The sequence below is a fragment of the Streptomyces sp. NPDC002868 genome (assembly GCF_055563295.1).
This window is the reverse complement of sequence record NZ_JBVHDR010000040.1, coordinates 1-19,708: the sequence shown is the minus strand read 5'-3', so window position 1 is coordinate 19,708 and position 19,708 is coordinate 1. Positions and strand designations below refer to the sequence as shown.

18 protein-coding genes are annotated in these 19,708 nt (G+C 68.5%); 12 read left to right on the top strand and 6 right to left on the bottom strand.

The window, feature by feature from the left end:
* Positions 1 to 144 precede the first annotated feature (144 nt).
* Together ACZ3H8_RS39130 and ACZ3H8_RS39125 are read right to left on the bottom strand one after the other, a co-directional pair.
* Positions 145 to 639 (bottom strand): hypothetical protein, encoded by a 495-nt coding sequence (locus ACZ3H8_RS39130; RefSeq protein WP_467409942.1) that lies wholly within the window; start codon positions 637 to 639, stop codon positions 145 to 147.
* A 557-nt stretch (positions 640 to 1,196) separates the two neighbouring features.
* The gene (locus ACZ3H8_RS39125) at positions 1,197 to 1,619 is read right to left on the bottom strand and encodes an FAD-dependent oxidoreductase (RefSeq protein ID WP_467409940.1); all 423 of its coding nucleotides are present in this window, start codon (positions 1,617 to 1,619) and stop codon (positions 1,197 to 1,199) included.
* 135 nt (positions 1,620 to 1,754) lie between these two features.
* On the opposite strand from ACZ3H8_RS39125, the gene ACZ3H8_RS39120 reads away from it, so the two are divergent.
* From ACZ3H8_RS39120 to ACZ3H8_RS39085, 8 genes are read left to right on the top strand one after another with little or no spacing between them, the layout of a single operon-like run.
* Complete coding sequence (locus ACZ3H8_RS39120) at positions 1,755 to 4,181, top strand: GMC oxidoreductase (RefSeq protein ID WP_467409939.1); 2,427 nt, start codon at positions 1,755 to 1,757, stop codon at positions 4,179 to 4,181.
* On the top strand, positions 4,178 to 6,016 hold the full coding sequence (locus tag ACZ3H8_RS39115) for a hypothetical protein (RefSeq protein ID WP_467409936.1): 1,839 nt from the start codon (positions 4,178 to 4,180) through the stop codon (positions 6,014 to 6,016). Before ACZ3H8_RS39120 ends, ACZ3H8_RS39115 begins: the two co-directional genes overlap by 4 nt.
* Positions 6,013 to 7,077 (top strand): alpha/beta fold hydrolase, encoded by a 1,065-nt coding sequence (locus ACZ3H8_RS39110; protein ID WP_467409935.1) that lies wholly within the window; start codon positions 6,013 to 6,015, stop codon positions 7,075 to 7,077. The genes ACZ3H8_RS39115 and ACZ3H8_RS39110 overlap by 4 nt, the downstream gene beginning before the upstream one ends.
* On the top strand, positions 7,074 to 8,003 hold the full coding sequence (locus tag ACZ3H8_RS39105; RefSeq protein ID WP_389195816.1) for an acetoacetate decarboxylase family protein: 930 nt from the start codon (positions 7,074 to 7,076) through the stop codon (positions 8,001 to 8,003). The genes ACZ3H8_RS39110 and ACZ3H8_RS39105 overlap by 4 nt, the downstream gene beginning before the upstream one ends.
* Positions 8,000 to 8,485 carry a hypothetical protein gene (locus tag ACZ3H8_RS39100; protein WP_467409931.1) on the top strand — a complete coding sequence of 162 codons (486 nt, stop codon included), beginning with the start codon at positions 8,000 to 8,002 and terminating at the stop codon, positions 8,483 to 8,485. Before ACZ3H8_RS39105 ends, ACZ3H8_RS39100 begins: the two co-directional genes overlap by 4 nt.
* A complete protein-coding gene (locus ACZ3H8_RS39095) occupies positions 8,482 to 8,916 on the top strand; it encodes a hypothetical protein (protein WP_467409929.1) in 435 nt (144 codons plus the stop codon). The genes ACZ3H8_RS39100 and ACZ3H8_RS39095 overlap by 4 nt, the downstream gene beginning before the upstream one ends.
* Complete coding sequence (locus tag ACZ3H8_RS39090; RefSeq protein WP_467409927.1) at positions 8,913 to 10,247, top strand: patatin-like phospholipase family protein; 1,335 nt, start codon at positions 8,913 to 8,915, stop codon at positions 10,245 to 10,247. Before ACZ3H8_RS39095 ends, ACZ3H8_RS39090 begins: the two co-directional genes overlap by 4 nt.
* Positions 10,247 to 10,684: a hypothetical protein gene (locus tag ACZ3H8_RS39085; protein ID WP_467409924.1), complete on the top strand. Its 438-nt coding sequence runs from the start codon at positions 10,247 to 10,249 to the stop codon at positions 10,682 to 10,684. The genes ACZ3H8_RS39090 and ACZ3H8_RS39085 overlap by 1 nt, the downstream gene beginning before the upstream one ends.
* A gap of 97 nt (positions 10,685 to 10,781) precedes the next feature.
* Here ACZ3H8_RS39085 and ACZ3H8_RS39080 read toward each other — a convergent pair whose 3' ends face one another.
* Together ACZ3H8_RS39080 and ACZ3H8_RS39075 are read right to left on the bottom strand one after the other, a co-directional pair.
* The gene (locus ACZ3H8_RS39080; protein ID WP_467409945.1) at positions 10,782 to 11,033 is read right to left on the bottom strand and encodes a hypothetical protein; all 252 of its coding nucleotides are present in this window, start codon (positions 11,031 to 11,033) and stop codon (positions 10,782 to 10,784) included.
* Positions 11,034 to 11,044: 11 nt separating this feature from the next.
* Positions 11,045 to 11,293, bottom strand: coding sequence for a hypothetical protein (locus ACZ3H8_RS39075; protein WP_467409923.1), 249 nt, complete (start codon positions 11,291 to 11,293; stop codon positions 11,045 to 11,047).
* A 1,000-nt stretch (positions 11,294 to 12,293) separates the two neighbouring features.
* On the opposite strand from ACZ3H8_RS39075, the gene ACZ3H8_RS39070 reads away from it, so the two are divergent.
* Entirely contained in the window at positions 12,294 to 13,529 is a 1,236-nt protein-coding gene (locus ACZ3H8_RS39070) for a PP2C family protein-serine/threonine phosphatase (RefSeq protein ID WP_467409921.1), read from the top strand.
* A gap of 988 nt (positions 13,530 to 14,517) precedes the next feature.
* Positions 14,518 to 14,820 (top strand): MerR family transcriptional regulator, encoded by a 303-nt coding sequence (locus ACZ3H8_RS39065; RefSeq protein ID WP_467409919.1) that lies wholly within the window; start codon positions 14,518 to 14,520, stop codon positions 14,818 to 14,820.
* A gap of 457 nt (positions 14,821 to 15,277) precedes the next feature.
* On the opposite strand, the gene pstS is transcribed toward ACZ3H8_RS39065, so the two are convergent.
* Complete coding sequence (pstS, locus tag ACZ3H8_RS39060; protein WP_467409944.1) at positions 15,278 to 16,462, bottom strand: phosphate ABC transporter substrate-binding protein PstS; 1,185 nt, start codon at positions 16,460 to 16,462, stop codon at positions 15,278 to 15,280.
* A gap of 1,253 nt (positions 16,463 to 17,715) precedes the next feature.
* Between pstS and ACZ3H8_RS39055 the strand changes: the two genes are divergently transcribed.
* A complete protein-coding gene (locus ACZ3H8_RS39055) occupies positions 17,716 to 17,877 on the top strand; it encodes a hypothetical protein (protein WP_467409917.1) in 162 nt (53 codons plus the stop codon).
* A 671-nt stretch (positions 17,878 to 18,548) separates the two neighbouring features.
* Positions 18,549 to 19,094: a thioredoxin family protein gene (locus tag ACZ3H8_RS39050; RefSeq protein ID WP_467409916.1), complete on the top strand. Its 546-nt coding sequence runs from the start codon at positions 18,549 to 18,551 to the stop codon at positions 19,092 to 19,094.
* On the opposite strand, the gene ACZ3H8_RS39045 is transcribed toward ACZ3H8_RS39050, so the two are convergent.
* Entirely contained in the window at positions 19,095 to 19,403 is a 309-nt protein-coding gene (locus ACZ3H8_RS39045) for a hypothetical protein (protein WP_467409913.1), read from the bottom strand.
* Between the last annotated feature and the right edge of the window lie 305 nt (positions 19,404 to 19,708).

Genomic DNA, 19,708 nt, shown 5'->3' with positions numbered 1-19,708 from the left:
AGACGCTGTGCCGAGAGGTCGGTACGAATCAGCCGCTCGACGCCCTGTTGCTCCGGCTCAACCCGGCAGTACGGGACTGGTGCGCCTACTTCCATCCCCGAGTGTCGTTCGCGACGTCTCATCACCCCAACCGGAACGGCGAGGTTAGTCCGCGTCGGCGGGCCGGCCTTCGCCGGCCATGAACCTCCAGACCAACCCGTGGCCCAGGACGACCAGCAGGATCAGCAGAACCGCCTCGGCCTGGATCGGCTTCAGGTCGACGACGTCGGCGAGTTCGGGCTCCGCGCCCACCACCGCGATCAAGGCGTAAAATAGGGCCGCCACCGCCTGCGCCAGGGGCAGGAACACGGACGGGCCGTCTGGGCGGCTGTGCCAGGTCAGGCGCAGCGTCGACACACAGCCGATCACGGCGAGCACCACGAAGCTGAACCGCCAGATCTCCGGGGTCTCGGTGCCGCCGACCTGCGCAAACAGGCCCATGAGCGCGGGGAGCAGGAACGAGAGATAGATACCACCAACGATCCGGCGCAGCGCCGGATCGCGCAGCCAGTCCCGGTGCCCCTGCACCACGTTCCACCAGAGGCCGACCAGCGTGAAGCAGGTGGCCGAGAAGAGTGCGTAGAACGTGCTGACATCCACCGGGCCTCCCACGTCAGGACTCGCACGGCGCGTCCCCGGGACCGCCTTGAACGGTCACGGTCCTGGGGACGTGGACCCGTGCGGAGTGATGCGAGCGTCCCATGACAACGCCGCCGCCCTGGTGGACCGACACTCGTCACGCACCCCAACGGACGCCAGGCCAGCCGCCGCCGACTCGCTGTTCACCGAGGCGCCCCGGAGCAGCGAGGCGCCGCCGACGCGGCAGCGCCCGGATTCTGTGTAACGTGTATGAGTGCAGCGACATTCCGCTGATCTCGCGACCTGCGGCAACCCCCCGTCCGATGCAATATCCGAGGGTCGGGCTTCGAGATCGACGTCCTCGAAATCCCGTGACCCCGACCCGATGCTGGGACTCTCGGAAGAGGCGCTGCGGGGCCGGCGCCTCGCCCTCTGAGGGCGCTCTCGACGGCGGCACCGCAGACGTCCTCGGGCACGTGAACGTCTCCGGCTTGTACGCCTATCTGCATGCCAGGCCGGGCAAGGGGCCGATGCCGTAGCCTTGGCGGATCGCGGCCGCGTCGCCCACGGCATACACATCAGGGTGCGACAGCGACCGCAGCGCGGCGTCGGTGACGATGCGGCCGCGCTCGTCGACCGTAGACCAGCGGCGACACCCGCGTACTGCTCGTCCACAAGACGGCATCGGCGGCAATGTTCTCCCCGCCCGCCAGCTCGACCGAATCGGGCAGCACCTTCACCACCTCGATCCCGCTGCGCACCCGGACACCCAGGCGCTCGAGGGCGGCCTGCAGATATGCCTTGGCCTTCGGGTCCATGGTCGCACCGGGTTCCTGCCGGCCCAGCAGTGCGACGTTCAACTCCGGGTGCCGCTCGGCGATCTCCGCGGCCGACTCAGTGCCGGTCAGCCCGCTGCCACCAAGCACCACCGTGCCGCTGCCGAGCCGCGCCGGCCGGTCGGCCAGCAGTCCCGAGGCGGCTTCGGAGGACGCCGAAGCCATCGATGCCCGCGACGCGGCACTGCGGGCGTTCGGCCGCCGTCGCCCGGACGCGCCGTCTGCTTGGTGTGCCTGCGAAAAGCGAACTAAGATCCATTTCGCGCCGGCTTATGCATATTCGTCGTAAGGGAACTGCCCATGACGACCGAACGGCTCCACAGGCAAACCGAAATCGAACGCCGAACCGAGGTCGACGTCGTCGTGGTCGGCTCCGGTTTCGGTGGTTCAGTCGCCGCCTACCGACTCGCCGACGGCGGCCTGTCCGTGGTGGTTCTGGAGCGCGGCAAGCCGTACCCGCCTGGCAGCTTCCCCCGCACGCCGGCCGGTATGGCCCGCAACTTCTGGGACCCGAGCGAGGGCCTGCACGGGCTGTTCGACATCTGGTCCTTCCGCGGTCTGGAGGGGGTCGTCTCCAGCGGCCTCGGCGGCGGCTCCCTCATCTACGCCAACGTCCTGCTGCGCAAGGACGATAAGTGGTTCGTGCACGAGTCGCCGCTGCCGGGCGGGGGTTACGAGCACTGGCCGATCAGCCGCCGTGATCTCGATTCGCACTACGACGACGTCGAGAAGATGCTCGGCGCCACACCGTACCCCTACAACGACACGCCGAAGACCGTCGCAATGCAGGAAGCGGCGGACCGGCTGGGCCTGCAGGTGTCACGGCCGCCCCTCGCCGTTGCATTCGCCCGCCGCCGCGGCGAGGTGCCGGTCCCCGGAGCGCCCGTCCCCGAGCCGTGGTACGGCAACATCCACGGCTTGCCGCGCGAAACCTGCCGGCTGTCCGGCGAATGCGACGTCGGTTGCAACTTCGGAGCCAAGAACACCCTTGACCACACCTACCTGTCGGCCGCGCGGCACCGCGGCGCCGACATCCGCACGCGCTGTGAGGTGCGCGGCTTCGCGCCCCGGCCCGGCGGCGGCTACGAGGTCCGGTACGTCCTCCACGATGCGGCCGACGAGGGCCACCGCACCCCGACCGGCAAGCTGCCGGTGCACCGGATCAACTGCAAGCGTCTGGTGCTGGCGGCCGGCTCGTTCGGATCGACGTACCTGCTCCTGCGCAACCGCTCCGCGCTGCCCGGCATCAGCCCGGCTCTCGGCACCCGGTTCTGCGGCAACGGCGATCTCCTCGGCCTGGTCCTCAAGGCGGCCGGCGGAGCCGGACGCGGACCGCGGACGCTGGCGGCCAGCACAGGACCGGTGATCACCAGCGCCGTCCGCGTGGGCGATGAGCTGGATGGGGACGGCTCGTCGGGACGCGGCTTCTACGTCGAGGACGCGGGCTATCCCACGTTCGTGGACTGGCTCGCTGAGGCGGCGCAAGTGCCTGGCAGCCTCCGCCGTACCGTGGGATTCGGCCTGCACCGGCTGCGGTCCCGCCTCGGGTTCAACCCGCAGAGCAACATCAGCAGCCGGCTCGCGCTGCTCCTCGGACCGGGCGTGTTCTCGGATTCGTCGCTGCCCCTGCTCGGCATGGGCCGCGATCTTCCGGACGGCCGGATGGGCCTGCGCCGCGGCTACCTCGACATCGACTGGACCACTCAGACGTCGCGCCGCTACTTCGAGCGCGTGCGGTCGACCATGAGCGACATGGCGGGCGTGCTCGGCGCGGAATTCCGCGACAACCCGCTGTGGTGGACCCGCCGGGTGGTCACCGTGCATCCCCTCGGCGGCGCGCCCATGGGCCGCCATGCCGGGGAAGGCGTGTGCGACTCGTTCGGCGAAGTCTTTGGCTTCCCGGGACTGTACGTGCTCGACGGCGCTGTGCTGCCGGGCCCGGTGGGCGCGAACCCGTCGCTCACGATTGCCGCCTTCGCCGACCGGGCCTGCCATCACATCCTCGGGGAGCCTGCCGCGCCGCGCGTCGCGCAGCAGGCAGCTGCCACCGCCCCAGCGCCGCTCGCGGACGTCCCAGCCGCTGCCGCGAACAGCGAACATCCCACCAGCCTCTCCTTCACCGAGGAGATGAAGGGGTATGTGGCACTCGACGTCGACGACCCCGAGGAGGGACGGGCGCTCGGCCGCTCGCTGAACCAGCGGCTGTCGTTCCGGCTGACCATCACCGCGGACGACGTCGACCGCTTCACCGCGGACCCGGAGCACCTGGCCAGGGCCGCCGGCCATATCGACTGCGACGTACTCGGCGGCCGGCTTCCGGTCGAGGGCGGCTGGTTCAACTTGTTCACCCGCGGCGAGGACCCGAGCCGGCGGCGGATGCTGTACACGCTGCACCTGCGCGACCCGGGCGGCAGTCCGCTCACGCTCGTGGGCCACAAGGAAGTGCACGACGACCCGGGCATCGACGTGTGGAGCGACACCTCGACGCTCTACGTCCGCATGCTCACCGGACACGTACCGCCCGACGGCAACGGTGGCGGCGCCGTACCGGTGCTCGGTGCGGGGGTTCTCGTCATCCTGGCCGGTGACTTCGTCCAGCAGCTGACAACCGTCCGCGCCGTGGGGCCGCATCGCGTACAGGCACTGGAGAGCTTCGGCCGTCTCTTCCTGGGCGAGTTGTGGGACGTCTACGGCTCCCACCTGGCGCCGACCGGGGAGCCGACGTGAACGTACGGGAGTTGCGCAAGCACGCCGACGAACTGCGCTTCACCCCGCAGGATCCGGTGCGGTGGCTTGCCCCGAGGGAACTGGCCCGTACAGCGGTCAAGGCCGGTCTGGCCGCCGTCTTTGCCGACTACTCGGACAAGCGGGAGATCCAGGGAGCGCTCGAGAGCAGTCTCCTGTCGGCACCGCTCAAGAACCCCGGCGCCGAGGAGATCTGGGTCGACTACGTTTCCGACCTCGGTGACGGCTTCGACGCGACGAGCTCAGTGGCGTGGACCCTGGCGGCGGACGAGCTCGACGTCGGCGCATCCCTTCCGTTGCGCCGGGGCTCGCTGCTCGTACTCGGCGGGGACGAGGCTTACCCGGTGGCCTCAGCGACGGCGTACGAGGACCGGATGAAGGGACCGTACCGGGCCGCTCTTCCGACAGCGGAGGACCAGCCGCTCTTGGTCGCGCTACCCGGCAACCATGACTGGTACGACGGCCTTACCGCCTTTTTGCGGATTTTCGCCCAAGGGCGGCGCATCGGAGGCTGGCAGACCCGGCAAACCCGGAGCTACTTCGTCGTGCAGCTGCCGCAGCGCTGGTGGCTCGTCGGCCTGGACAGTCAGCTCGGGTCCTACTTCGACGACCCCCAGCGGCGATACTTTGAATCCCACCTCTCGGCGGGGCTGCTGCCAGGCGACGGTGTGATCGTCTGCTCCGCAGAGCCAACGTGGGTCAAGAGCCACGATGATGTCAACGCCTTCAACGCACTCCACTGGTTCGACCGGAACATCATCCGGACAAGACTCGACCGGGAGACCGGAGAACGGGTGCAGACCGGCGCGTCGATCCGCCTGTGGCTGACTGGCGACAAGCACCACTACTCCCGGTACGCGGAACGGTTCCCCGGGGAGCCGTTCGGGGACCACGACCCGCTTCCGCCGGATCCGCGGCGGCGCCAGATGGTGACGTGCGGGATGGGCGGTGCATTCCTGGCGTCCACGCACCGGCTGCCCACGTCCCTTCCCCTGCCACCCAGCACCTCGCGGATGCGGCAGAAGGACAACCCGCCGTCAGCGTTCGCCCGCGCGCAGCACATTCACCCCAGTGAGCAGGAGTCCCGCTCGATCGCCCGGTGCGTCGCGAAGCCGTGGTCACCCCACTGGCTGCCGCGACGCAATCGGGGGTTCGCCCTGACGGCCGGGATGGTGCACGCAGGCCTGTTCTTGCTGCTCAGCTTTGTGTTCGCGCTGTCGCAAGGCGGTCGCAGTCCCGTCGCCGCTGTTCGGCGCTCAGGTGCCGGTGACCTCTTGTGGTTCGTGGGGGTGGGCCTGATGGTCGTGGTGGCGCTGCTCCTGAGGCGTGCCTGGAGCCTCTTCCTGACTCGCAGGCGGAGACACCCGGCACGGGCCAGCGCGCTGACAGCCTCGCTGGCTCAGATCGCTGTCGCCCTGACGGCCATGCTCACCACGGCCATTCCTTTTCCGGTCAGCTGGCCCGGCTGGGGTGTACTGCTGGTGTGTCTCGGCAGCGCCGCTCTCGCGGGCGCAGCCGTGGGCTCCGAACTCTTCGCTCTGTGGGTACTGCGGGCGCGCGGTGGCGCGGTCGCCGAGTGGGCGATGTCGGCCCAGTCGATCGAGGACCACAAGGGGTTCGTCCGCATGCACATCGCGCCGGACGGCATCCTCACCCTCTATCCGCTCGTACTCGAGGGCATTTGCCGCGACTGGGACCTTCAGGATGTCGAGAACCACCCGGCGGCCAGGTGGCGGCGGCCAGTTCCCAGCAGCCGCCCGGCCGCCCGCCTGATCGAGGATCCCGTCGTGATCGCCCGGAAGGTGAGGACACCATGACCGGTACGCCGCGGCCCGCTTCACCCCGCACGACCCGCCACGATCACGTCACTGAGGTGCAGCCGCTGACCGCGCTGGACGGACGGCCGCTGACGCTGGTACACGTGCAGGGCCGGCAACCGCCTACCCGCGGCCCGGTCCTCGTGGTGCACGGCGCAGGGGTGCGGGCCGAGTTGTTCCGGCCACCGCTGCGACGCACCTTCGTCGACGCCCTGATCGACGACGGCTGGGACGTATGGCTGCTCAACTGGCGCGCGTCGATCGACCTCGCCCCGGTGCCCTGGACCCTGGACCAGGCGGCGGCGTACGACCATCCAGCCGCGGTGGCCCGGGTGCTGTCGGCCACGGGCGCGGACCGGCTCAAGGCCGTCGTGCACTGCCAGGGCTCGACGTCCTTCATGATGGCGCTGTCGGCGGGGCTGCTTCCCGAGGTGGAGACGGTAGTCAGCAACGCGGTGTCGCTGCACCCCGTCGTTCCCCGCCTGTCCACCTTCAAGATCGGCCGCGTCGCGCCGGTCGTCGGCCGGCTGATGCCGTACATCTCACCGGGATGGGGAGACCGACCGGCCGGCGCGCTCTCCCGGCTCATGGTCTGGTTCGTTCGCGCGACCCATCCGGAGTGTCGTAACTCGGTGTGCCGCATGGTCAGTTTCACCTATGGCAGCGGATGGCCTGCCCTGTGGTCCCACGCGAATCTCGACGAGGCGACCCACGACTGGATCCGCGGTGAGTTCGCCGAGGTCCCCATAACGTTCTTCACGCAGATGAACCGGTGTATCCAGGCTGGCCAACTCGTCTCGATGGAGGGCATCGCGGGACTGCCGCAGTCCTTTGCCGAAAAGGCGCCCCGGACCGACGCGCGGATCGTGCTCCTCGCCGGCGAGGACAACCGGTGCTTCCTGGCCGAGAGCCAGCAACGCACCTACGACTTCCTGGAGAGGCACCGGCCCGGCCGTGACAGCCTGCACCTTCTGCCCGGCTACGGACACCTCGACGTGTTCCTGGGCCGCCGCGCGGCCGACGACACCTACCCACTCATTCTTGAGGAGCTCGCCCGATGAAACGGATCCTGCCCCTTGCCAGGCTGGGGTTGTCGGTCGTGCCGTCTCCCGTACCGCGTCGGCAGCGCCGGCTCACCGGACGACACGCCCTGGTCGACGGCATCCCGTTCGCCCTGCCGGTCGACTCGGTCGACACGCCCGCGCTGATGGCGGGGTTCACCATCGACCGCGAGGCTGCTGCCCGGATGCTTCCCGGCAGCGAGCTCCACCCCGTCGCGCTCCCAGGCGGCAAAGGGCTGCTCGTCATTACGGTCGTCAACTACCTGCGCACCGACATCGGCCGGTACATCGAGTACTCCATCGCGATCGCCTGTACGCACGGGTCCCGGCCGGCTCCGCCTCTGCTGCCGGGACTGCTGCGGGGCACGTTCCGCACCGGGCAGTACGTCGTGGACCTGCCGGTCAGCAGCGAGATCTCGGTGAAGGGCGGCAAGGGCATTTGGGGGATGCCCAAGCACCAGGCCAACCTGGACTTCAAGGTGAGCGACTCCGCGGTGTCGAGCCAGTACGAGGTCGACGGACACCTTGGGATGTACATCGAGATCGAGCGTCCGCCCGCGACCGGGCTGCCGCTGCGCGTGGGAGCGGTGAACTACTGCGCGTTCCGCGGCATGCTGATGAAGTCGTCCATCTACTTCGACGGCAAGGCCGATGTCGCGTTCGGCAGGCGGGCGCGGGCGCGTCTCGTGGTCGGGGACGCCCCCCAGGTCGCCGGGCTGCACGATCTGCGGATCGCCACCGACCCGCTGTTCACCGTGTACCTGACCTCTGCCCAGGGCGTGCTCGACGACCACTTCGAGTGCTGGTTCCTCACCAGCGACGAGCCGGGGCGAACGTACGGCGACCCGCTGGACAGCGTCGTCGGCCTCGGCCTGTCGCAGGTCTGGCCGGAGCCGCCGAGCATCGATGTCCGGGCCCGCTCATGAAAGAGACGTGGCTGCTGATCAACACGCTGTACTTCTTGTTCGGCGCGACCATGTACATGGGCACCATGTGGGTGCTGCGATTCTTTCTCTATCCCACCTGGCGAGTTCTCACCCCGGAGAACGTCGACGACCACTTCGGTGTGCCCACCACGCTGGCGACCAGGTTTTTCACGGTGGCGGTCCCCCCGATGTTCATCTCCGGGATCATTCTGGTGTGGAGCGAGTGGGGCCACTGGTACGTCGTCCTGTCGGCGGTCTGCCTGGCTGGCATCTTCATGCTGACGTGGGTCGGCCAGGGCATCATCGTTCCGGTCAACAAGAGGATCCGGGGCGGTGAGTTCGACGGCATGGCCGGGCTCACGCCGTTGCTGGTGCGCTGGATGAAGCTCAACGACATCCGGTTCGTCGGCGCCACGATCACCTGGGCGGCGATCGTCTGGTACATCGTCGCCAAGGGCGACCTGCTTGGAGCCCTCAAGTGAGCCTGCTGCCCAGCCGAGTCACCCGCGACCCGCTTTGCCTCGTACTCGTGCTCATCGGTGCCGTGACGGTCCTGACCGGCGTGTGCCAGCTGATTGCGCCGGGCCCAATCCTGGACCTTCTGTCGGTGGACTCGACGGCGACCAGCAGACATCTGTTCGCAACTGTCGGCATGTTCATGATCATCATCGGTGGCCTGCTCATCCAGGGGCTGCTCTCGGCCACTCCGCCGCCCTATTTGCTGTTGTGGGCGGGCCTGCAGAAGTTTGGTGCCTTCGCCCTGGTGGGCATCGGCGTCGCCCGGGACTTGTTCGGACCGCTTGCGCTGCTGGTGGCGTTCTTCGACCTGGCCACCGCCCTGCTCTGCTGGCTGATGTGGCGGCGGCTCGGGCACCGGGCCGGGATGCTGCGCGCCGCGGGGGCCGGAGCGTGAGGCGCTCGCTGCTCCTGGCGGGCGGCGGTATGCGGGTCGCCTGGCAGAGCGGTGTGGTGCGGGCACTGCGGGAGCACGGTGTGGCCTTCGACCATGTCGACGGTACCTCGGGCGGGATCATGACCGCGGGCATGCTGCTGTCGGGGCAGGACCCGGCGGAGATGGGCAGGCGATGGTCCGAACTGCGCGTACGCGACTTCAGCTCGCTGCTGCCGCTCACGGACTATCTGAAGGGGCCCTGGGCACTGCCCGCCTTCGGCGACGCTGACGGTGTGGTGCACAGGGTGCTTCCCGCGCTCGGCATCGAAGCGGACGCGGTCCGCTCCTCGCCCGTGGCGGGCACTTTCAACATCGTTGACTTTGCCACCAAGACCTGCGTGGCCGTGCCCCATACGGACATCGACCTGGAACTGATGGCGGCCGGCATGTCGTTGCCCCTGTTCCTCCCGCCCCTGCAGCGCGGCCCGCGCATCTGGACCGACGCGGTGTGGGTCAAGGACGCCAATGTGGGTGAGGCGCTCCGCCGCGGCGCCGAGGAGGTGTGGCTGGTCTGGTGCATCGGGAATTCGCCGTACTGGGGTGAGGGGCCGCTGGAGCAGTACGTGCACATGATCGAGATGAGCGCCTGCGGGGCGCTCTTCGCCGAACTGGACGCCGCGCGCAGACCGTTCGTCCTGCACGTGGTCAAGCCGCGGTATCCGCTGCCGCTCGACCCGGAGTTCCTGGCCGGACGGATCTCGGCCGACACCCTGGTGGCGATGGGCTACCGGGACGCATGGGACTACCTCGGCCGTGCCGACCCGTCGGGCGTACCCAAGGACCCGACGTGTACGGCGATGCAGGAGCCGCCGCGCGGGGTGCGTTTCCAGGAGAGGATGCGGGGCGAGCTCGACGGCGCCGAACTCGTCCTGGACGTCACCGTCGAACTGCCGCTGCCCGCGGGCGGTGCCCCCTCGCCCGGCGCGCGGCTGGTGGGGCACGTCGACCACGAGCCGTGGGGCGGCCGGGTGCTGCTGGCGGACGGCCGGATCGAGGTCGATGGGGCCGACGTGACGTATGCGGCGCGAGCCCGGGTGTCCGGCGCGTGGCAGGAGGTCCGGGCCCGGCGCGAACTAGCCGATGACCCGGGCGCGGACCTGTGGTCCGACGCCCGCACGGTGGCTTTCTCGGCGGACGACGGGTGCTCGACGGAGCTGCAGCGGGGGCTACGCGACACGGCCCGGGCGCTGGCGTCCGTGGAGCCGTACGGCGCACACGGCTTCCGGGACCGCGCCGAGGCGCTGACGGAACTGGCCCGAGTGGGCCTGCGTGGTGCCCTGGCGGCGTACTGATGGCCGACTACCGGACCCGCATCCGGGAAATGACCATTCGGACCGCGGTGGACGACCTGCACGATGACATCCGTCAGGCAGCAGCCACTCCTGGACGGATCCACGCCATGCACCTGCTGCGCCAACAGGTTCCATCACTCGCCCACGCGGAAGTCGTCGAGTATGTGACTGCGTTGCAGAGTGGCGCTGCCCCGTCCCAACTTGTGGCCATCGCCACCGAGGCCCTAGTTCCAGCCCTCGATCCGGTCCTCAGAGTCCAGACCATTCAGCCCGGGCAAGACATCGAACCCGAGACCCACGAGCGGATCGACGTGCTGCCCCACCGCAAGGCCGACACCTTGGAGGAGTGGCTGCGCGCCCATCCGGGCGCAGTGCCGGCCGAGTTCAGGCGCGCTCACGCAGATAGGTATTGGCTTCTTCTGCGCTGTAGGTGTTGACGTCTACCACTGCACGGCCGCCGCCGGACAGCAGTGCATCGTGGCGGCGGGTGGTCGCCAGGACTCGGCCGCGACCGAAGGCTGAGGGTGGTGGCCGCTAAGGTTGCATCGCATCGGGGTCGGTGATGTCGTCGAGAACCACCAGCCACGAGCGTGAGGTTGTAGCCAGCCATTGGAGGAACTCCCTCGCCTGGTCTCCTGGCTCCTGGTTCTGCGCACTCTCCGGGGTCTTCACACAGCGCGCAGCGTGGGCGTAACGGCCGACGACCTGCTCGACCTCACTGGCGTCGACCCACACCACCAGGTCGACGCCGTCAGGCAGTGCCTGGTGGGCGTAGGCGGCGGCCAGTTGGGTCTTGCCTACCCCACCGCCTCCGGAAAGACCTGGGTCAGTACGACCGTGGCATGGTCGATCCGGGCATGGTCGATCCGGGCCCGTACCTCGGACCGGTCCTGGAACGCGGATGCGAGGACAGGTACTGACCCCAGCCGTAACGGCCAGTGCACCGGTGCCTGCGGCACAGGAGGCGAGATCGTCAGGTGGCTGACGTGGCCGCTGATAGCCACTGCGTGGGAGGCCGAGGCGATGGCATCGCCTGACTTCTCCACACGCACTGCTGCCCCGGCGGCGTCCGCAGTGGAACGAATCCCCGAGCCGCGACAGCCGCTCAGCGCACTGCCACCGTCTGTGGCGACGGTGTTACCACTTTCGTTGACGCTCAGAGATGGAGCCGATTCGCCTTTGCCCTTCCGGGACCGGGACGGTTGTGCCCGACGCCACCTCATTTGCTTTTTCAGCCTTCCGCTCGACGCCATGCTGGGTCTAGTCGGTGTAATCGACGCCGGTGCCAGCACTGCTGCCACGGCCGCGGGCGCTAGCGTCTCCCGTCTGCTGCGCACGAGCTGCTCCGCTGTCCGAGCCGCCACGACGGCGAATGCCCGTATGGGCCTTACCCCCAGCAGTCGCCTCAGCCTGTCCCGTTCGCAGAGCGACGTCCTGCGATCCGGCTGCCGGCGGGGTCGCCTGGAGCCATGCCCACACTAACGCGCACACCCCTGTGACAGCCTGTACCGAAGCACCCACCAGCTGCCCGGTATTCGGCCCGTCAAGCAGCCAGAAGAGCGGGGTCGAAACGATCCCCACCACGGCCACGACAATCGCCGTGATTCTGCGACTTGGTGACGTACCCCGTCCCATCTACCCTCAGCCCGGTCCCCTGCGGTCGGACAACCGGCAGGCATGCAGCACTATGCATGACGGCCTCTGTAAGCAACGCAGTTCCATACTCCGGGATGGCAGGCGGGGTGTCGGCGACACCCCGAAATCCGGCGTGTGATCCCCAGCGCGAGCAGGTTCTGAAGACCCTAGGTCAGAGCGGTTCAGCGGCCCCTGTGAACTCGCTCCCCACGCGCGCGACGCAGTCCAGCGAGCGCCTTGGCGAGCCGTCCGAACCCTGGTGGTGATTAGCAGGCGTGGACCATGAAACAGTGCGGTGAGGCCGGTGCCCTGCGGAACGGATCGGCAGTCGTCCGGCGGGCGCACCTGGCGGATACCTCGTAGGTTGGAGATGAAAGCGGTTGCGCTCGTAAAGATCGGCAGGGCACGCGCGTGACGACAGCGGAGATCGATTTCGAGGAGCTGTTCGACGCCGCGCCGAACCCGTACCTGGTGCTGGACGCCGACTTGGTGGTCCGCTATGCCAACCGGGCCTACCTCCAGGGCACCGGCAGGACCCGCGAAGAACTGGCCGGGCGGTACATCTTGGAGGCATTTCCGGACACGCCTGCCGCGCCGGACGCGGCGCGTGACTTCGGCGCCTCACTCCAGCGCGTGCTGGACTCCCGCGAGCCCGATGTGGTGGCACCGCAGCGATTCGACATTCCCGTCGCCGGGCGGCCGGGCGACGTCGAGGAGCGATGGTGGTGCGGGATGTCCAGCCCCGTCCTGGGGCCGGACGGCACCGTGAAATGGATCATCGCGCGGGCCGACGACGTCACCGAGTTCATGCATTCCCCCGTCATCCGGGACCTCACCCCGCCGCTGAGCAAGCAGGCAACAGCGATCGCGGCCCAGGTCTACGCCCGGTCGCACGATCTGGAACAGCTGAACGAGCAACTGCGCCAGGCGCATGCCCGCGAACGTGAAATCGCCGTCACCCTGCAGGGGGTCATGCTCCACTCGCCCGACTTGGCCAGGCACCGGAACATCGCCGTGCGCTACCTGCCCGCCAGCGGATCACTCAACGTGTGCGGCGACTGGTACGACGTGGTCGATCTGCCGCCCGACCGCTACTCCATCGCTATCGGGGACGTCGTCGGCCACGGCCTGCAGGCCGCCGCCGTCATGGGCATGCTGCGCAGCGCCCTGAGCGCAGCCATCCGGGCCGTTCCCAGCCCCGCACAGGCCCTGGAGGTACTCGGCCTGTACGCCCGATCGGTCGACGGCGCGCTGGCCAGCACCGTAGCCAAAGTGCTCATCGACCCGCGCAGCCGACTGATCATCTACAGCAACGCCGGCCACCCGCCGCCGGTACTGCTCCATCCAGACGGCAGCTGGCAGCTGCTGGACCAGGCCACAGACCCGCCGCTGGGCGCCCGACCGGAACATGTCCCCCGCCCCCAGGCCGGCCTGTCCTACACCCGGGGGGACACCCTCGTGCTCTACACCGACGGCCTCATCGAACGCCGCGGTGAAGACATCGATACCGGCCTGGCCCGGCTGACCGACGCCCTCGCCCAGTACAGCACCCTCCCCGTTGAACAAGTCGCCGATGCGCTGCTGGCCCATCTGGGCGTCACCAGCGGTAGCTGGGATGACATCGCCCTGGTCATCGTCCGCCTGTGACCGTTTCTCCTCGATGCTGTCCGGATGCGCGGTCAGGTCCAGGGGGCAGGCTGCGATCGCCGGCCCTCCGAGCCCTTCGAGAAAATCCCGGGCGCTGTCGCATGCGCCGGCGACGGATGTCGCGGAGCGGGGAGTTGCGACGTTGACGCTCATCGTGTCCATCAGGTCACCTGGTCTCTGGATCGTCAATGCCCGGTCGTGTCTGCCCGGGGGCTCGTGCCCCGGCCTGCGGCCCGTTAACCCGGCGGTGACGGCTTTGCTCCCGCCCTCCATCGCTGTTCGAGGTTGATTACCTCACCGTCGAACACACGAAAATCTATGTTGGCCGGAGTAGACTTTGGGCGGTGGTGTGGTTATGGTTTCTCTCGTAGCCCAGAGAGACCGCAGGGCCTGGCAGAGACGAACTGCCGGGCAGCAGTACCCGCAGTTGCAGTTCACAGGACGGTGCGGTGGTGGAGTTCCGAAGCCAGGGTTGTTGCAGGACGGCGACGGGACTGACGACCGGACCGGGTGGCCCGCAGTGATCAGGGGCCGCCGTGAGCAGTACCTCGGTGAAGGCGTCGGCTGCGGACGCGCGCACCGGGAGGTTCGGCAGTGGGGTTCTAAGCCAGAGCAGACGCAAGATGGGCGACGGGGCTGGCTGCCGAAGAGTGGCGCTATCGCAGGCCACTGAGCAGTTCGCATCACCAGCAGTACGCAGTCCCCCGCTTGGTAAGCAGTTGATCACCGAGGGAAGAACGGAGGAGCCAAGCGCCATCCCAGGATCGCCCGGGCGGAAGTCATGAGCCCGGGTACCGCAGGACATCGATAGTGAGGTGGTCTCCGGTCAAGCAACCGCGATCCCCGCGCCGCCGACAGCATCTCGGTCGGGTCTGCGGACACAGAAGGCCGGCGCAGTACCGGGGCCGGCAGATGGTGTAGCAGTTCCTTCGGGGCCCTGGTGCCGTACGGCACCAGGGCCCCTCCACGCGTTCCACAGAGAGGTGCAATGACAGCAGACGACTCGTACAGCCGTCTCGACGACGACGACTACCCCGCCTACACCATGGGCCGGGCCGCCGAGATGCTCGGCACCACCCAGGGCTTCCTCCGCGCCATCGGCGAAGCCCGCCTCATCACCCCGCTCCGCTCCGAGGGCGGACACCGCCGCTACTCCCGCTATCAGCTGCGTATCGCGGCCCGGGCCCGGGAACTCGTCGACCAGGGCACCCCCATGGCGGCCAGGTGCCGCATCTGCGTCATCTCGCTAACGCGGTCCATGCCAGCCCCGTGGTCCTGCCCGGTCATTTAGTCCCCCAGCGTCCGAACGACACCCAGCCGGGCAGCAGAAGTACCACTCGACTCGGCTGTGGAGAAGCCCGGTTGGCCAGCTGCGCCCACCAACCCACAGGACACCGAGGGAACGCGAACGATCCGCAGCCGCGCACAGACGCCCTAAGGCCAGCACACCAGGCTCCCGAGAAGCCAACGCCGGGTCGCCTGCCAACGCCAGAGCGCGCAGTAATGCGTACGCCCAGCCACACGACACAACGCGATGCGATGTGTCCAGATGTCCGCAGAAGCACTCGTTCACGAGAGTTGCGCCCCTAACCGCCGACCGGTGCAGGCCACCACAGCTCGCCGCCGAGCCCCGAAAAGACGCTGCTCACCGAGGGTTGCGCAGCTAACGCACGCATCCCCCACAGCCGCCCCGCTCCACGACAACCCCGGCTGACCGCACACGGCGTGGAGCGCGACCGTGCGGGCTGTCAGGCGAGGCTGGCGATGACCGTCCGGACCTGCTTTGCAAGTTCGGCGGGGATCGGGACGTAGCCCTGCTTCCGCAAAGAGTCTTGGCCCTTTTCGCTGACGGTGTAGTTCAAGAAGGCCTTGAGGGTCTTCAGCGTGGTTGGCTTGTTTCCCTTGTCGCAGACGATGGCGTAGGTGACGAGGCTGATTGGGTAGGCGCCTTCGGCCTTGGTGGTGTAGTCCAGGGCCAGGGCCAGGTCCTTGCCGGTGCCCTTGATCTGGGCGGCGGCGATGGACTTGGAGGCGTTCTCGGACGTGGCCTCAACCGGGGCGGCATTGCCCGTGTTGAGCTTCACGGTCGGGATGGACTGCGAGGTCGCGTAGGAGAGCGCGAAGTAACCGATCGAGCCCTCGGTCTGTTTGACCTGCGCGGCGACACCGGAGGAGCCGGCCGCGGCCTGGCCGCCCGGGGCCGGCCATTTCTTCTCGGCCTCGTAGGGCCACTCGGCCCTGGCGGTGGCGCCGAAGTACTTGCCGAGGTTCTGCGTGGTGCCGGAGTCCTCGGGGCGGTGGAAGGCCTGAATCCCCGTGTCGGGCAGCGTGACGCCCTTGTTCAGCGCGGCGATCGCCGGGTTGTTCCACTTCTTGATCTTGTTGTTGAAGATCTTGGCGATGGTCGGAGCGTCCAGCACCAGCTTCTCGACACCCGGAACGTTGTAACCGATGGCGATCGGGCTCGCGGACATCGGCAGGTTGATGGCCCTGCCTCCCTCGCAGACCTCCTTGGACTGCTCGACCTCTTCCGGCCTCAGGGCAGCGTCGGAGCTGGCGAAGGCCACCTTCTCGCTGCGGAGGAAGTCATCGATGCCGTCCCCCGAGCCGACGGCGGAGTAAGTGATCGTGGTACCGGGACAAGCAGCCAGAAACAGCTCGGTCCACTGGTCCATGGCCAACTTCTGCGCGGTCGAGCCCGCGCCGGCGAGCCCGCCGTTGGCGCCGCACTCGATGCCCTCGGTCTTGGCGGCAGAGGATGATCCGCCAGGTGAACCGCTCCTGGTGCCTTTCCCCGACGCGCTGGAGTCGTCGTGCCGGCCGGGCCGATTGAACAACGCCTCCGCAACGGGCTGAGCAAATACGGCCACGGCACTGACGACTACAGCTCCCGTCACCGTCGCTCCCACCCGGCCACGAAGCAGGCGCCGCACGCGCCGGTCTGGGGTGCGCGGGAACAGGACGGCCTCGACGGTCTCCCACCACGAACGCGGGGCAGCCATCGCGGGCCAGGCCGGCTGCCTGTCGGCACCCACGGCGGAGCCGCTGTCCACCACCGCGCCCACAGAGCTCCCCGGTGCCTTCTGCTGGTCGCCGGGCGCTACGTTGGTGCTGCTCACGCGATTGTCCGCATTGGCCACGACCTCGCCGCGGACAATGACCGGTTCGTCGGCTGCCGGCTCGGAGTGAGTGAGTCCCACTCGTTGCCGCAGGGCCGCGAGCTCGTTGTCTCCGTCCGCGAGCTGTGCGCTGGACGCTTCCAGAACCTGATCAACTTCGTGCAGCGACGGCAGACCAAGCGCCTCAGCACTGCGTGGCTGCTCGGGCACCACCTGCCGATCGGGCCCGGCGCCCTCCTCGCGCAGTTCCTCCTCAAGCTCCTGCAGGGCTCGGCGTTCCCGCTCGACCATCTGGTGTGCGGCGAGGCGGATCTCCTCGGCTTCCTGGCGTTCCCGCCGCGCCTCGGAGACCAGCCTCTCTGCCGATTCCAGCCGATGCTGAGACTGCTGCAGCTCCTGCTGCAGGTCCTGCTGCAGCTCGGACTGGGCACTCACCTTGAACCGGTCGCGCTCAGCCTCCAGCCGGGCACACCGTTCTTGCAGTGAAGCGACCAGACCGAGCAGCAGGTTCACCAGCTGCCCGGCCCCGAAGACCGCCCGCTCGGCCTCCAGTTGTCCCCTGCGCGCCTCGTCGAGCCGCAGATGCAGCTCACCCGCAGACCCCGGCTTCCGCTCGACAGGCAGTCCAGCCTTCTTGCCCCTCTGCGCCTCCCGGGCCCTGGCGAGCAGGTCTCGACCCTGCTCCAGGCGATGTATTCGTAGCCGTTCCTCGCGGACGCAGGCACGCACCACCTGCTCCAGCAGAGGTTCCGGAATGAGCTTCTCTCCGCTCAAGTACTGGCTCCAGAGCGACTTGCTGACGGGGAAGGCATCCTCGAGGCCGCGCTGGGTCATCACCCCCGAGATCAGATTCCGCAGCCACCGACCAAGATCGTTGGCCTCTGCCGTCTCTCCCTTTAACGGCCCGTACGTGCGCCCCGCCATGCGCTGCCTCGCCCTTCCGTCCATGGACAACCTGGGGATTGTCCACGATTCACCTGCACCAACGGCCTCTGGACCAGATGGGCAATCACATCAGGCCGCAGCTTGTGCCTCCACCCATTCACACCAATTGCTGGAGACGCACCGTGAGCCTGCCCACCCCTCCCCCTCGCTCCTGGCCGGCGGCCGTCACCGCCATCGTGGTCCTGGCCCTGCAGTACGGCTGGACCCCGGCAGAGGTCCTCAAGCTCGTAGCCCTCCTTCTCGTCATGCTCGGCTTGCTCCATGCAGCGGGAGGAGACCGCTGATGACCCGCCGGATGGCAGTGGTCCCAAGGAGACGTGAACGATGATGTGCCGAGAGGCCGCCGAGCGGGCCTCAGCGCTGCGGGCTGGGCCGGCTGCACGGCCCAGACGTCGGCGGTCCCGCTCGCTCAGCTCACCAGCTGCTCCGAGTGGGCGCCTGGTTGTACGACGCTGGACATCCCCACTCCGTAGACAGCGCTCCACGGGCCAACGGACGGCTTTGCTCCGGGTGTCAGTTCCAGCACGACGGGCTCGCCGCCGTCCGAAGGGATCACCGTGCGGCGGGCCGGGTCGGTCCGCTCGCCGGGCAGCCACCTGGTGACGATGCCCGAGCGCCGGCATGCTGCCGCAGAGGCCAGACCGCAATCACACCCGCGGCAGCACACCCAGACCGCACAGAGCCCTTTCCCCAGGCCACCGGAGAAACGGAAACCCCGAAGCGCGGTGTCGCTTCCCCGCCCCCTGCTCCCCCCGGGGGGCGCGCTCCTTCACCGGGCCGGCGCTCCAGGGAAGTCGCCCGACCCGGAACGACGTTCCGCGTCCCGCCTTGCCGTCTACTTGGTGAGCATCACCGCCACGATCACCGCGACGACGGCGCCCGCGGCCGTCAACGCCGGGGCCAAGGAAGGGTGAGCCGACTCGGATATGCGGTGCGAAGTTCGTAGCATGGCAGTATGGCTGTCTTGTCACAGATGGTGCCCCTGGGTACACCCGCGCCGGACTTCGCGCTTCCCGATCTGGTCGGCCGGACTGTCCGCCGTGACGACTTTGCCACCGCTCCTGGGCTGTTGGTCGCATTTTTGTGCAACCACTGCCCCTACGTGCGCCATGTCGAGGCCGGGCTCGGCAGACTGCTCACCCGGTACCCGAACCTGGCGGTGGTGGGCGTCTGCACCAATGACGCCGACGCCTATCCGGACGACCGGCCCGAACGCCTGGCTGAGCAGGCCGGGCGGGCGGGCTGGACCTTCCCATACCTGGTAGATACCGACCAGACCGTCGCCCGGGATTACCAGGCCGCCTGCACGCCGGACTTCTTCCTCTACGACACCCAGCGCCGGTTGGCCTACCGGGGAGCGATGGACGAGTCCACACCGGGAAGTGGCAAGCCAGTCACCGGTGAACTGCTGGACGCCGCGATCACTCACGTCCTAGCCGGTGAGCCGGTCCCTGAACCCCACCGGCCGAGCATGGGCTGCTCCATCAAGTGGCGAGAGTGATCACCACTCTCTTCGAGGAAACGCACAGAGGACATCGTCACCACAGTCGCGGGCGAAGTCCCGCAGGTCGAACATGCTGACCGGCTGTTCCCAGAACTGGAACGTCCCGGCGAGGCCGTCCATTACAAGGGGTGCGGAGATTCTTCGATAATCGGGAATCGGCACATCCGTGCCTTCGTCGCCCTGAAGTTCCCGCAGCGCCCAGGTCCGCAGGACGTTGCCATCCCGGTCGCCGACAGAGATGGCGTGCAGGACGTCGTCGGCCCGCACGACCGCCAAGACAAAACCGAGATAGGCGTCGTGGCGCAACTTGGTGAGGACGGCGGCACGTTCACGCTGAAGGCTGCCGCCCCATCCGCCCCATCCGCGGCAAGGGCCGGCGCGGCTGAGCCGCTCCAGCCGCGCGGGTCAGAGCTCGCCGAGACGGCGAGCCGCGCCAAGACCTTGTCCCGGCTGAGCGGCCGGTCCCTCCCTCGGCATCCGCGGCGGGCGATCGACCGGTCGATCTCCATCTGTGTTCGAGGCGGTAGGTTGCTGCGTCATGCCTCTTCTGACCTACACCATGGAGTACTTCGACGAGAGTTCCGCGCGTCTGCGGAAGTGGGGGGTGGTCC